Here is a 13,659-nt window from a genome sequence, read left to right as displayed (position 1 = left end):
GCTTACTTGAACATTTGCGTGAACTTCTCCGTCACGTCTGATCCGTGCTCACCCATCCACTCCCAATTGGTTTTCAACAATGGAATCTCGTTCAGGTTGGCACGCTTGTCGGCTTTGACATCCGTGCGGCCCGGAAGTAAGGAGGCATCTGCTACTAGTTTCTGTGCCTCGTCTGACAACAGATAGTCAATGAATGCCTTCGCATTCTGCTCATGCTGCGTTGACTTGAGAATTGCGGCAGGACGTGGGCTGATGACTGTTCCCTCTGTCGGATAGACGATGTCAATCGGCTCGCCTTTGGCTTTAGCCTTGTAGGTCATGTAATCGACCGCAGCGACGACTATACCTTTAGCTCCGGTAATCACGGGGTCCAGCGCTTCCTGATTGGCACCAGCCATAGCAACACCGTTAGCCTTGTACTGCTCGAACAACGTCCAGCCTCCATCGCCCTTGGCGCTCAGATAGCCTGTCATAAAATCCAACGCTGAGCCGGACAGGGATGGATCGGGAATATTAACCTGATCCTTGTACTCAGGCTTCGCCAAATCAGCCCATGAAGTTGGTGGTGTTTTCACCAGCTTCGTGTTATACGCAATGCCCAGAGCAGAAGCACTGGTACTGAAGTAGTTGCCCTCCTTATCGGACCAGTCTGGATTTAGCTTGTCTGCGTTCTTGGCATCCGGGTAAGGCAGCGTAAGTCCTTCCTTTTTCAAGCCTTGTACAGACGGAAGAGATGCCAGCACAACCACGTCCGCTACCGGATTCGTCTTCTCGGCTTCCATGCGGGCCAAAATTTTTCCTGTCGTTCCCTGGAATAACTCTACCTTAACTCCGCTCTGCGCCTCATACCCTGCTACCAGCTTTTTCGCCAGTCCATCCGGGCCCGCGCTGTAGACCACCAGCTTCTGGTCGGTGGATGCCGCCTCAGCTTGTCCTGCTGATCCATTAGCTGGCGCCCCATCCTTGGATGGCGTTGCTGTTCCGCAACCCGCCACAGCGAGTCCAAAAGTCAATGTTAATGCGAGCATCGTCCCTTTTTTCCATCCTGTACGAAAAACATGCCTATTCATCATCTTATATACCCCTTTTCCCTATGCTTCAAGTTGGTGGATGTGTTGCGGTGATACCCAAATGTGCATTTGTTGACCTATGGGCAAGCGGATGGAATGATATGCAGTCCATTGCTCGCCGTTCTCGGCTAGTATACGAATTTCATAACGATCGCCGACATAGCTGACATGCAGGATCTCTACTGTAAAAGCATGCTGATCCGCTTGCTCCTGTTCCCAACGGACATGTTCAGGACGAAATAGTGTTCGTTCCGACTCCAGCCAGTTAGATTTGCCGATAAACCTCGCCACCTCTGGATGAGCGGGGCAACCGTAGATCACCTCTGGTGTTCCGGTCTGCAAAATATGTCCACTTTTCATAACAACCACTTCATCAGACATGGACATGGCCTCGATCTGATCATGGGTGACATATAGGGCGGTCAGCCCCAGATCGCGCACAAGCGATAGCATCTCAATGCGCATCTCCTCCCGTAGCACCGCATCTAGCGCACTGAGCGGCTCGTCGAACAAAACAAGTCGAGGCCGGATAGCAACCGCTCTTGCAAAGGCAACCCGCTGCTGCTGGCCACCGGACAGCTGATGAGGATATCGATCCTCCATCCCTGACAATCTGACCATGTCGAGCGCCTCCAGCACCACTGTCCGCAGTTCCTTGTCTCGAGCGCTGGCGAACCCTTTCCCACGCTTGCCCGCACGCAGGCCGAAGGCCACATTTTCAAACACCGTCATATGCGGCCACAACGCGAAATCCTGAAAGACCATGCCAAAGTGGCGGAGATGGGCGGGAATATCCTTTTTGCGTTCTGCCGAAAAAAGAATTTCCTCTCCCATCGTGATTGTGCCGGTATCCGGTGTCTCCAGACCAGCAATCAAGCGCAAGAGCGTTGTTTTCCCACAGCCGGACGGTCCGAGCAGTGTTGTGAATCTGCCCCGTCGTACTACCAGATTCGTCTCATGCAGCGCTGTTATTTGGCTGAAGGTTTTACTTAATCCGTGAATATATAGATCCTGATTCATCGCATTACCTGCCTGTTCTTCTGACTGACCCCAGTGTAAAACTTGAATTCGCAACCTGTGTTATTGGAAAGTTAAAACAAAATTAATTATTTCAATGAATTGTGTTAACACTCATAGATTTAATCTATATAGAGGGGATTGATGCTGCTCCCCAAAGAAATAGGCATGATTGTTCGATTAACCTGAAAGCGAGGCATTCTAAGTGAACTTAAGTCTTCTAAAGTTACATATTGTAGAGCTGCTGAATAAGCACCATAAAATTACCACGGTCGCCGAGCTTCTTGGCCTAAAGCAACCCACCGTTACTTTTCATATGAAAAATCTGGAGCGTGAATTCGGAGTAAAGCTGTTTGACACACGTATGGGCAAAATCATCCTGACCGATGCTGGAAATGCGTTGCTGCACTATGCCACTAAAATTAATGCACTGGCTGCTGAAGCTGAGCGAGTCGTCCGCGAGTTTGATACGCTCCAGCGGGGAAGTATACGTATTGGCGCAAGCTATGTACCCGCTACCTACCTGCTTCCCGCTGTGCTGCACCGCTTTGCCCGTGAGCATCCGGGCATTCACATCGCCTTGTCCGTGAAAACAGCGCCCGTGATCAAGGACATGCTTGCCCGCCACGAAATTGACCTTGGCATCATTTCGGCAGAGCCGTTTCAATCCCCAACGCTACTCTCCGAATCCTTGGGCGAAGATGAATTGATGTTCATCTGCTCACCCACTCATCCGCTCGCCAACGAAACCGATTTGACACCCGAGCTTATCGCTTCTTCCTCCTTCGTATTACATGGCAAGGAATCCAGCACACGCCACGTGACCGACAAATGGCTGGAACGTGGGAGTCGGCGACTTCCTTCCTATCTGGAGCTGGATTCACTGGAAGCCATCAAACAGGCAGTTATGCTGGGAGAACACATCTCTTTTGTCTCTCGCATTGCCGTTCAGTCAGAGGTTGAGCGGGGCTTACTGGTTGTAAGACCTATCCCGGGGCAGTCTGTTGAGCGGTACATCTATATGGTCAGCAACAAAGACCGTCATCGCTCGGCGCTCATTCACAGATTCACCGAATATTTGTCATGGAACCAAGATTAAATCTTACCTGTCATATAGAAATTATGTAATTTTTTAACCGGAGTATCCTCTTGTTTTGACATACGACTGACAATACACCCGTAAAGTGTAGCGTGTAACCTATTCGGACGAACAGGAGAGGATGAAATGAAAACAGGCCTTCGTATCACCAAATTGATGTCGGTAGTAACTCTGAGTGCAGTACTGCTCGTAACAGGATGGAGAGGAGCAGAACCGGTACAAGCTGCCGCCAATGCCACACCAAGCTATGAGGTGAAGCTGCTACTGGATACGGCTCAGGTCCTCAATGCGGATGGCTCATTAAAAAGTGGCATCGTCAACGAGTTTCAAATTAGCGACAATGTACAACGATTGAGCGTCGAGTATTTTGATACAAATTCATTGCAATTGAATGACGAGGGCTGGAACGTGAGATTTCGCAAAAAAGAGGACAAAAAGAATTATGAATTAACCTACAAAAAGCGCTATACGGTCACAAACGGAAATATCGACGCGGCGCTCACCCAAGCGAATAAAGAAGGGTTCAGCGCATCTGATGATAATTATGAGGCTGAGGTGGATTGGGGGTACAGCAAGCAAACATTAAGCTTTTCCAATGATAAGAAAACAAACGCCTCCAAAGGATTGGCTCTGCCTTCCCCAGATCAAGCATTAAAGCAATTGCAGGATAATCTTCCGGGCAAGCTGCAAAACTGGAAAAACAGCAATTGGGGTAAACAAACCTTAGCAAACTCCAGAGTACGCGGTCCTGTACAGGTCAGTAAATACGAGGGTAGCTTTCAGGGATTGGATGCCGACGTTGAAGTATGGCCTATTCGCAGCGCAAACGGATCAGGTACAGAAAATATTATCGAAATCTCCTTCAAAACCTCGGATTACAGTGTTGCCGCCAGCAACCGCACCAAGCTGATGGACCTGCTGCAATCCAAAGGATGGCTGGTTCCCGCCGATTCCCTGAAAACGAATTTGGTACTGGAACGCTACTAAGCTAATCCAACATAAAAAGGAACCGAGGCGCCACCCTGTTGAGGGTGATACGAACGGTTCCTTTTATTATTATTTATATGACTACAAGGTCATGATGTTAAAGTTGCTTGCTTACATACGTTCCGGTGCAGACACGCCCACCAGCTTCAGTACGTTGGCAATGGTCGTGCGCACCGCACCAAACAACGCCAAGCGTGCCTGCGTTTGAGCGGCATCCTCTGTGATGACGCGCTCTGCCTTATAGTAGCTGTGGAACAATGAAGCCAGCTCATAGACATAGCGAATCATACGGTGTGGTGCAAAGTTTGCAGCCGCCATCGATACTTCTTCTGGCAGCTCGCCGATTTTGCGTAACAGATCGTATTCATGCTCAGCCGTCAGCTTGGACAAGTCAACTTCTGCCAACGGCAGCACAGCAATACCTTGCTCTTCGGCTTGACGATATACGCTGCATGCACGTGCGTGCGCATATTGCACATAGAATACTGGATTCTCATTGGAGGTGGAAATCGCCAAATCCATGTCAAAATCCAGGTGCGAATCCATGCTGCGCATAGTGAAGAAGTAACGAATCGCGTCTACACCCACTTCTTCCATCAGATCTTCCATCGTCACGGCCTTGCCGGTACGTTTAGACATTTTTACTTTTTCCCCATTTTGGAACAAGCTGACCATTTGGGCAATCAGCACTTTAAGCTTATCCGGGTCATTGCCCAGTGCTTCCATTGCTGCCTTCATCCGTGGAATGTAGCCGTGGTGATCCGCTCCCCAAATGTTGATGATCGTGTCATACCCACGAGCATATTTATCGCGATGGTAAGCGATATCCGGAGTCAGGTACGTGTATGTACCGTCATTTTTGATCAAGACGCGGTCTTTATCGTCGCCGTACTTGGTCGTATTCAGCCATGTAGCTCCGTCCTTCTCGTAGATCTCCTCACGGTCACGCAGCTCATTCAGCGCTTTAAGCACTTCACCGTTTTCATACAGCGACGTTTCGCTGAACCAGGAGTCAAAAGGTACACGGAACAGCTCCAGATCGCGCTTGATCTTGTTCAGTTCCTTTTCCAGACCGTAGTCACGGAAATAAGCGGCGCGATCTCCCGGTTCCATAGACAACAGAGAATCGCCCTTTTCGGCCACCAGTTCCTTGGCAAACCCGATGATATCCTCACCATGGTAACCATCCTCCGGCATCTCCGCAGGCTGTCCCAGCTCCTGCAAATAACGCGCCTCAATAGAACGGCTCATGTTGTAAATCTGGTTGCCCGCATCATTAATGTAGTATTCACGAGTTACTTTGTATCCGGCAAAATCAAGCACGTTGCAGAGAGCATCCCCTACGGCTGCACCACGCGCATGACCTAAGTGAAGACTACCCGTCGGATTGGCGCTAACAAACTCGATTTGTACCTTTTTGCCTGCACCTTCCTGTATACGCCCGTAATCTGCCCCCTGCTCCTGCACTTGTCCAATAACAGCATAAAGGTAGCTCTTGTTCAGGCGGAAGTTAATAAAGCCCGGTCCAGCGATTTCCGCACTTTCAATAGAAGCAGAAGCTAAATCCATATTCGCGATCAAATCTTCAGCGATTTGCCGTGGATTCTTCTTTGCAATGCGGGTGAGCTGCATCGCGGCGTTGGTAGCCAAATCACCGTGTGACTTGTCCTTGGGCACCTCCAGCGTAATGGTCGGCAACTCTTCGCGGCTCACGATTCCGGTAGACAGCACCGCGGCCTCGATTGCTGAAGTCACCTTTTGATTAATAAGTTCCAGTGGATTGCTTGTCATGATTATTGCTCCTCCTGTATATGCAAACTGATGGCAAAATGCCCCGAGAAATCCTCAAATACGTACAGATCATAGGTCCAGCTCACATGCCCGGTGAATCCATCCATCCGAATATCGAGCTTCTGCGTATGCGCAGACATGTTCAGGTTTAAATAAGGCGAGCGGTAAAATCCAGGCAACCTGCGTCCCAGCGCAAACGACTGCTCTGATTGTACCTCACCGTGACGAATCAGCTTTAGCTCATCCGGTCCGATTTTGACTGTGTTCCGTGTCGTACCGCCCTCAGGACTTTCTTGCGGCTCATCGTACCTTATATATAGATGCTTCCCACGCACGATCGCTTCTCCGGGAAGTTCCTGTACCACATCTTCTCCGTCATGATGACTATGAAGACGGATTCGGACCTTTGCATTATGTGGCATGTATTCAAACTCCATTCTATTGCTATCCTACTGTACTACTATATCCAGTTCCCGATTGCAATTCAAATGAGTTTTTACAAAAAGATGCTTTCATCCAAAAAATTTAGCTACCTTAAGTCAGCTTCATCGGATGCTTGGCTAAAACTTTCAATGAATCGAGAGGCTAGAGAAGACATGTATTTATCCTTCAGCCAGACAGCTGCCACACGCGTATGCAATTCTTCACACATAATTTCCTTAACGATTAACTGGTTATTGCTTCCGAGTGACAACGCAGAGCGCGAAATCATACCGATCCCTAGTCCTTCATTAGCCCAGTGAAGCGTGGTGCGAGCATCATCGTTTTTGCAAAAGAAATTTGGCTCAAAGCCATGCTTCATACAGGTATCGTGGATCAATTGTTCAAAGCGGCGATATACGATGAGCGGCCTATTTTTCAAATCAGACAACGGGATGGTCTTCTGTTCGGGGTTCCAGTCATGTTCTTCTGTCATCACTGCTATCATTGGCTCGGAGGACGCATATCTGCACCCTAAATCGGTGGTATTAAAAGGGGTTCTGACGATGCCGACCTCTACAATTCCTTTGTTCAAAAGATCAAGAATCATGAAGGTATTTCCCTCATGAATTTCGAATTTTACACCCGCATAGGTTTTATGAAATTCGGAAAGCCTGTCTTTCATCAGGGCTGCGCCGGAAGAGGAGACCGTTCCAATGGTGAGCGTACCCTTCATCCCCAAAGCAAAATCGTTTATTTCTCTCGTTGTGGCATCTGTTAGCTCCAAGATCTGCTTGGCCCTGTTCTGTAAAATGATGCCGGCCTCCGTCAACTGGATGCTTCGTGAGCCTCGATGCACGAGCTTTACACCAAGCTCTTCCTCTAGTTGCATGAGCTGCTGACTTAAGGGAGGCTGCGCGATTTGCAGCTTTTTGGCTGCTGCGGTAATCTGTCCGGCCTCTGCGATCGCCAAAAAATACTTGAGATGTCTCAATTCCATCCTTATGGACCTCCGGTACTGATATATGTAAAGCCTATATCTCTAATATATATTAAATATTATTCATATGGTTGGGGATATGCCATAATCAAATTCAGTTATGCTATTGCGGCATGAGGCTATATACATTATTTAGGTTAGGTGATGGTTTATTTGCTGAAATTTGCTGTTTTTTTGAAACCCTATAAAAAGGAAACGATTCTTGGGCCTCTGTTTAAATTGATTGAGGCCATCTTGGAACTATTGCTGCCTACTATGGTTGCTTTAATGATCAATCATGGTGTAGGTAAAGGAGACACCCATTATGTTTGGCAGATGGGTCTTTTGATGTTACTCATGACTATACTGGGCTTTGGCAGTTCATTAGTGTGTCAGTTTTACGCAGCCCGTGCCTCTCAAGGATTCGGAACTACGCTGCGCAATACGATGTTTAAGCATATTTCATCGTTTTCTTATGCTGATCTCGATAAGTTCGGTACGCCCTCGCTCATTAACCGGATTACGAATGATGTCAATCAGCTCCAAACGGCTGTAGCAATGCTGATTCGTCTGGTCATTCGTGCTCCTTTTATTTGTATCGGGGCTATTATCATGTCGATGATCCTGGATTTCCGCCTGGCTTTGGTGCTGTTGGCGGCTACACCAGTTCTGGCTTTGATTCTATATGTGGTCATTACGAAGGCTTCACCACTGTATCGTCTATATCAAAAAAAACTGGATAAAATCGCCCTTGTGCTGAGCGAAAATCTTACAGGCGTACGGGTCATACGTGCATTTGCCAAAAGAGGAGCTGAACGAGTTAAATTCAACACTGCTTCAGATGACCTGACTCAGACCGCTATTCGTGTCGGACGTATTTCTGCTTTGCTAAGCCCTGCCACCTTGCTGGTGGTAAACGGAGCTATTATTGCAATCCTGTGGATCGGCGGCATCCATATCCAATATGGATCTCTTACACAAGGGGAGATTATTGCCTTTATTAATTACATTACGCAAATTTTACTGGCTCTGATTGTGGTGACCAATTTAATTATTTTGTTCACCAAGGCTGCCACTTCAGCAGCGCGGATTCAGGAGGTCCTAGACACGCAAGCTTCGATTTCCGACACTGCTGCTACTTCTACACCTATAGACAGGGAGGGAACAACTGAGCATGGCGCTGTACCAGCCATCTCTTTTGATCATGTTTCCTTTGGATACAATACGACAGGGCAACTGGCACTTAGCGATGTAGTGGTAAACATCTATCCCGGTGAAACGGTCGGCATCATCGGAGGAACAGGTTCGGGGAAATCCACCTTTGTGAATCTCATTCCCCGCTTCTATGATGTAGTAGAAGGTCGTATAGAGGTTGATGGCATTGACGTACGGCAGTATAAGCTTGAGCAATTGCGTCAGAAAATCGGTATTGTTCCTCAGAAGGCGCTGCTGTTCACTGGAACTATAGCGGATAATATCCGTTGGGGGCATGAACACGCCACCGATGAGGAAGTCGCTCAAGCCGCAGCTATCGCGCAAGCGGATGAGTTCATTTCCAACTTGCCGGAGAAATTCGATGCTCCGATCACCCGAGGGGGGCTTAATCTGTCGGGAGGACAAAAGCAGCGACTTACCATTGCCAGAGCTATTGTCGGCAATCCGCAAATTCTCATTTTGGATGACTCCTCAAGCGCACTTGATTTTGCTACCGATGCCGCCCTCCGTAAATCGCTACAGGAAAATAGCACCAGCATGACCGTCCTGCTGGTCTCGCAACGAGTAAGCAGCGTACAGCATGCTGATAAAATAATTGTGTTTGATGAGGGGCGGATTGTCGGTATCGGCACACATGAACAGTTGATGAGCAGCTCAGATGTGTATCAGGAAATTAATCATTCCCAGCTCTCAACGCAGGAGGTAGACCAATGAGTGGCAAGGAAACGTGGAGAAGATTGTTAACCTATGTGGGTCGATATAAAAAAACAACATTTTGGGTCATCGTCAGTGCGTTTCTCAGCGTGCTTGCCAGTCTGATCGGACCCTACATGATTGGTCAAGCTATCGACCACATGGTGGATAAGGGAGCAGTGGGTTTTAAAGGTATTGCGCAGATTCTAGCTGGATTAGGCATTGTATATGTTGTAGGCAGTCTATTTAGCTGGCTGCTCACGTATTTGACGAACCGGATTGCTTTTCAGACTGTAAATGATATGCGGCGGGAGTTATTTGATCATTTTAATATCCTTCCGTTAAGCTTTCATGACACTCATCCGCAAGGAGACAGCATTAGCCGTTTTGTGAACGATATGGATGCTGTGTCGGATGGATTGCTGCAAGGCTTTTCCACATTGATTACCGGGATTATTACAATTATAGGCTCCATTGTACTCATGCTGTATATCAGTCCGATAATGACGTTGGTCGTATTGGTGTCTGCCCCGATCACATACGGTGTGGCACGGTTCATTACTACAAGGTCACAGCGTATGTTCCGCGAACAGGCCAAAATTTTAGGAAGCCTGAATGGTTACGTGGAAGAAATGATTGGCGGACAACGGGTAGTTACCGCTTTCCATTATGAAAACCGCTCGCTTGAGGAATTTTCCGCCAGAAACGAGCAATTGTATCAAGCCGGGGTGAAATCGCAGTTTTACGGATCATTGTCTAACCCCTCCACTCGATTGGTGAACAACATGACTTTTTCAGTCACCGCCATGATTGGCTGTATCTCCATCATTCTGGGTGGGATCTCGGTAGGCGGATTGTCGAGCTTTCTGATTTATACCAATTTGTTCGCCAAACCCTTTAATGAAATTACGGGTGTGCTGACTCAGTTCCAAGCAGCTACGGCTTCTGCTCAGCGCATATTCGCTATTTTGGACTCACCGCCAGAGCAGCCGGAAAAATCGAACGCCGTACAGCTGGAGCGCAGCAAAGGCACGATTCTTTTTGATCATGTCAAATTCTCCTATAACCCGGAACGTACGCTCATTACGAACTTTAGTTTGGAGGTTAAGCCAGGCACTCGTGTGGCCATTGTCGGGCAGACCGGAGCTGGCAAAACCACACTCGTCAATCTGCTTATGCGGTTTTACGATGTGGACAGCGGCTCAATATCCATCGACGGAGTGAATATCAACGACATGAGCCGGGACAGCCTGCGGACTAACTTCGGTATGGTGCTTCAAGATACATGGCTGTTCAGCGGGACCATTCGGGATAATATCGCTTACGGGAAGCCGGAGGCCACGGACGAAGAAGTCATCGCAGCTGCAACAGCTGCCAATGCGCATAGCTTCATCAAACGACTGCCTCATGGCTACGATACGGTCATCAGCGGGTCAGGCGACAGCCTGTCGCAAGGCCAAAAACAGCTGCTCACTATCGCGAGAGTGATCCTGGTCGATCCACCTATGCTGATCCTGGATGAAGCGACCAGTAGCATAGACACCCTGACAGAAGCGCGTATCCAAAAAGCATTTATGAAAATGATTGCCGGACGCACCAGCTTTGTGATCGCCCACAGACTATCGACCATCCGCGAAGCGGATTTGATTTTATACATGAAAAACGGCGATGTCGTCGAAAGTGGCACCCATGAGGGACTGCTTGCCAGCGGCGGCCATTATGCCTCGCTCTATAACAGCCAGTTCACTACGGCTTAAAAGACTGACCGGATACGGTCGCATCATTAAGGTCAACGTTCTTTAAAAAAGTCGGTTGCTTTTTAAGCAAACGGCTTTTTAATTTTTCTTTGATAAATTCGCCTCTTATATTATATAATAAAACACGAACAAACGTTTCTGTTTCATCTAAACCTTATGGTTTGTGTATAGCCAACACCTATGCATGGGTTTCAGTTGGGAGGCTGAATATGGATATTAATGAATTTCAAAAGTGGGTAAAGCAATATTATCAGGAGAGAAACTGGTCGGATTTGGATATCTTTGTCCGAATTGGTTTCTTGGCAGAGGAAACCGGGGAGGTTGCGAGAGCTATTCGCGCCCTAGAGATCGGCAGAGACCGGCCTGATGAGATCGATGGTTCATTCGAGGAGAACAAGGACCATTTAACCGAAGAACTTGGAGACGTACTGGGTAATCTCATCGTGATCGCCAACAAGTATGACATCACCTTGGAGGATATATTCCGAACACACCAGCAAAAACTTGCAAAAAGATATACATAAAGGAGAATCTCATATGAAAAGCATTGCTGTTTTTTGCGGTTCCAGTAATGGAGCGTCTGAGATTTATCGAGAGCATGCTGTTGCTCTGGGCAAGGCACTTGCCGAACAGGAAATAAGCCTGGTTTATGGAGGAGCAAGTGTTGGTTTAATGGGTGCAGTAGCTGACGCGGCACTTCATGCAGGAGGTCGCGTCATCGGTGTGCTCCCTCACTTTTTGCAAAGCCGTGAAATTGCACATAATGGCCTGAGCGAATTAATCATTGTTGATTCCATGCACGAACGAAAATCTAAAATGGCAGAGATTGCGGACGGATTCATTGTTTTACCAGGTGGCCCAGGTACAATGGAAGAATACTTTGAAATCTTCACATGGGCGCAATTAGGCTTGCATGAAAAGCCATGCGGTCTTTTAAACATTAACCATTATTACGATCCTCTTATATCCTTGTTTGATCGTATGGCTGAGGAACAATTTATGCAGGAAAAATATCGTGCGATGGTAATTACGGATACCACTCCGCAAGGAATCCTACGGCAATTTACAAATTACACTCCTCCTGCCGTCAAAACATATCTCACGAGCAAACGGACCTGACATTAGGAATGACACATACTGCTCAACAGACTTACCAATTAATTTAATAGTTATAAAAGGAACACCACCGTCAACGTTATTCCAGTGGTGTTCCTGTAAAATTGAGGAGAATTGCAGGCTTTTATTCTCCCCAATCGTCACGTTCACTTTTACACCTGCATTCAATTATGTAGTCATCCAATGAATGGTGTCACGCCTAACGAGAACCCCAATTTTAAATCCCAGCGCCCGTAGCGGTTGGATGGTCCATTTGCTCACTTTCCTGAAAATCCCTGCGATACAACCAGCCGATCAAGATAGCAATGGTCGTCATAATCGCAGCCAACAAATACACCTGCACCATACCAAAACGGTCTGCATACCAGCCCATGAATAACAAGGACAGGCCGAAAGCGAGATTGGTAAGCACATCAATTCCCGCCATCACTTTGGGCAGCTGGGCTGCCGGTGCACTGGTTTGCAGCAAGGTACGGCGAATGATACCAGCCATTTGAACAGGTAAGCCTGATACAGCAAAAAGAATAAGTGCAGCAACGGGAATTGTATTCAGCGCAAATACAATTGTAATCAGTACATACACCAGCAACGCTCCGAGCATGTACAAAAAGCTGTTCTTTTGCAATCGCTTGACCAAGCCAACGACAATCAATCCACCCAAGATCGTGCCCGAGAAAAAGGACGCATTCATAAAGCCCCACCAGCTTGCATCCCGATGCAGTACTTGGCTGACGTACGCCAAAATAAATACGCCGAGCCAGGAGACACCCCCAATACTATCCACACTATCGACGATCATCAGAGAACGAATACGACGGTTGTGCCAAATGATTTTCCAGCCTTCCCCAAGCTCTTTCCAATGGGAGCCTTTTTCCTTTCCCTTTGCAGGTTCTACTAGATTTGTTGAGGAATCCGAAGCTTCAAGACTTAATTCCTTCTGATCCAGTGGATCACGGACGAAGGACGTGACAGTTACAGCTACGAGATAACAACAGGATGCGATCACAAGCGTATTCAGGGAACCCAGCCAAGCCACAATAATTCCGCTCAACGCCCAGCCTGCACACCTGACCACCTGATCACTGACCGCTACCATGCCGTTGGCCCGCATCAGTCCTTCACCCGTAGCCAAACGGGGTACAAGCGCATTACGCGCAGGATTCGTCCAGCCATCCAGAAAAGACATACCAAACACCATCACAAAAATAAATAGAAACGACCTCTGCTCCGGTACGATCCACAAATAAAGCAGCAGTAGCGTAAAGATGACAAACTGCCCAAACTGGGAAAATAGCAACACGCGCGTCAGCCGAAATCGGCCGAGGACGATCGGTGCAACGAGCCCACTAAGCACTTGGGCAGACAATCGGAACAACGGGATTAAAATAGTCGTCATTAAGGAATTACTTGAACTGAACACCAATACCACTACACTCAACATGTAGATGATATCTGCTACGTTGGAGATCGTCTGAGACCCCCACAGGTAATAAAAAGAGCGTCTGATCAAAAAAG

Annotated in this window: 12 protein-coding genes; 6 read left to right on the top strand and 6 right to left on the bottom strand. The window is 47.8% G+C overall.

The features are described from left to right. Window positions 1-2: 2 nt before the first annotated feature. Both KAI36_RS00670 and KAI36_RS00665 read right to left on the bottom strand, forming a co-directional pair. Window positions 3-1,073, bottom strand: coding sequence for an ABC transporter substrate-binding protein (locus KAI36_RS00670; protein ID WP_220026602.1), 1,071 nt, complete (start codon window positions 1,071-1,073; stop codon window positions 3-5). Between the two features lie 18 nt (window positions 1,074-1,091). Then, the gene (locus tag KAI36_RS00665; protein ID WP_220026601.1) at window positions 1,092-2,090 is read right to left on the bottom strand and encodes an ABC transporter ATP-binding protein; all 999 of its coding nucleotides are present in this window, start codon (window positions 2,088-2,090) and stop codon (window positions 1,092-1,094) included. 202 nt (window positions 2,091-2,292) lie between these two features. On the opposite strand from KAI36_RS00665, the gene KAI36_RS00660 reads away from it, so the two are divergent. Beyond that, entirely contained in the window at window positions 2,293-3,186 is an 894-nt protein-coding gene (locus KAI36_RS00660) for a LysR family transcriptional regulator (RefSeq protein WP_220026599.1), read from the top strand. A 126-nt stretch (window positions 3,187-3,312) separates the two neighbouring features. Further along, window positions 3,313-4,173 carry a hypothetical protein gene (locus KAI36_RS00655; protein ID WP_220026598.1) on the top strand — a complete coding sequence of 287 codons (861 nt, stop codon included), beginning with the start codon at window positions 3,313-3,315 and terminating at the stop codon, window positions 4,171-4,173. 111 nt (window positions 4,174-4,284) lie between these two features. On the opposite strand, the gene argS is transcribed toward KAI36_RS00655, so the two are convergent. From argS to KAI36_RS00640, 3 genes are all read right to left on the bottom strand, one after another. Then, window positions 4,285-5,964 carry an arginine--tRNA ligase gene (argS, locus tag KAI36_RS00650; RefSeq protein ID WP_220026596.1) on the bottom strand — a complete coding sequence of 560 codons (1,680 nt, stop codon included), beginning with the start codon at window positions 5,962-5,964 and terminating at the stop codon, window positions 4,285-4,287. A gap of 2 nt (window positions 5,965-5,966) precedes the next feature. Further along, window positions 5,967-6,401 (bottom strand): YwiB family protein, encoded by a 435-nt coding sequence (locus KAI36_RS00645; protein ID WP_013308207.1) that lies wholly within the window; start codon window positions 6,399-6,401, stop codon window positions 5,967-5,969. A 92-nt stretch (window positions 6,402-6,493) separates the two neighbouring features. Then, window positions 6,494-7,384 (bottom strand): LysR family transcriptional regulator, encoded by an 891-nt coding sequence (locus KAI36_RS00640; protein ID WP_028542580.1) that lies wholly within the window; start codon window positions 7,382-7,384, stop codon window positions 6,494-6,496. Window positions 7,385-7,537: 153 nt separating this feature from the next. Between KAI36_RS00640 and KAI36_RS00635 the strand changes: the two genes are divergently transcribed. From KAI36_RS00635 to KAI36_RS00620, 4 genes are all read left to right on the top strand, one after another. Next, a complete protein-coding gene (locus tag KAI36_RS00635; RefSeq protein ID WP_220026595.1) occupies window positions 7,538-9,292 on the top strand; it encodes an ABC transporter ATP-binding protein in 1,755 nt (584 codons plus the stop codon). Beyond that, complete coding sequence (locus tag KAI36_RS00630) at window positions 9,289-11,028, top strand: ABC transporter ATP-binding protein (protein ID WP_220026593.1); 1,740 nt, start codon at window positions 9,289-9,291, stop codon at window positions 11,026-11,028. The genes KAI36_RS00635 and KAI36_RS00630 overlap by 4 nt, the downstream gene beginning before the upstream one ends. 209 nt (window positions 11,029-11,237) lie before the next feature. After that, a complete protein-coding gene (locus KAI36_RS00625; protein WP_025718465.1) occupies window positions 11,238-11,552 on the top strand; it encodes a MazG nucleotide pyrophosphohydrolase domain-containing protein in 315 nt (104 codons plus the stop codon). A gap of 13 nt (window positions 11,553-11,565) precedes the next feature. Next, window positions 11,566-12,147 carry an LOG family protein gene (locus KAI36_RS00620; RefSeq protein WP_025718467.1) on the top strand — a complete coding sequence of 194 codons (582 nt, stop codon included), beginning with the start codon at window positions 11,566-11,568 and terminating at the stop codon, window positions 12,145-12,147. 214 nt (window positions 12,148-12,361) lie between these two features. Here KAI36_RS00620 and KAI36_RS00615 read toward each other — a convergent pair whose 3' ends face one another. Further along, window positions 12,362-13,654, bottom strand: coding sequence for an MFS transporter (locus KAI36_RS00615; protein WP_220026592.1), 1,293 nt, complete (start codon window positions 13,652-13,654; stop codon window positions 12,362-12,364). Between the last annotated feature and the right edge of the window lie 5 nt (window positions 13,655-13,659).

Source organism: Paenibacillus sp. S02 (assembly GCF_019454065.1).
In the GTDB taxonomy this organism is placed as follows: Bacteria; Bacillota; Bacilli; order Paenibacillales; family Paenibacillaceae; genus Paenibacillus; species Paenibacillus polymyxa_B.
Note: the sequence above shows the minus strand (reverse complement) of the source record. Positions and strands in the feature narration are given on the sequence as shown.

Excerpts from the sequence above, each read along its gene's own strand:
- KAI36_RS00670 (WP_220026602.1), bottom strand. The coding sequence starts at position 1,073 with ATGATGAATAGGCATGTTTTTCGTACAGGATGGAAAAAAGGGACGATG.
- KAI36_RS00665 (WP_220026601.1), bottom strand. The coding sequence starts at position 2,090 with ATGAATCAGGATCTATATATTCACGGATTAAGTAAAACCTTCAGCCAA.
- KAI36_RS00655 (WP_220026598.1), top strand. The coding sequence starts at position 3,313 with ATGAAAACAGGCCTTCGTATCACCAAATTGATGTCGGTAGTAACTCTG.
- argS (WP_220026596.1), bottom strand. The coding sequence starts at position 5,964 with ATGACAAGCAATCCACTGGAACTTATTAATCAAAAGGTGACTTCAGCA.
- KAI36_RS00645 (WP_013308207.1), bottom strand. The coding sequence starts at position 6,401 with ATGGAGTTTGAATACATGCCACATAATGCAAAGGTCCGAATCCGTCTT.
- KAI36_RS00640 (WP_028542580.1), bottom strand. The coding sequence starts at position 7,384 with ATGGAATTGAGACATCTCAAGTATTTTTTGGCGATCGCAGAGGCCGGA.
- KAI36_RS00630 (WP_220026593.1), top strand. The coding sequence starts at position 9,289 with ATGAGTGGCAAGGAAACGTGGAGAAGATTGTTAACCTATGTGGGTCGA.
- KAI36_RS00625 (WP_025718465.1), top strand. The coding sequence starts at position 11,238 with ATGGATATTAATGAATTTCAAAAGTGGGTAAAGCAATATTATCAGGAG.
- KAI36_RS00620 (WP_025718467.1), top strand. The coding sequence starts at position 11,566 with ATGAAAAGCATTGCTGTTTTTTGCGGTTCCAGTAATGGAGCGTCTGAG.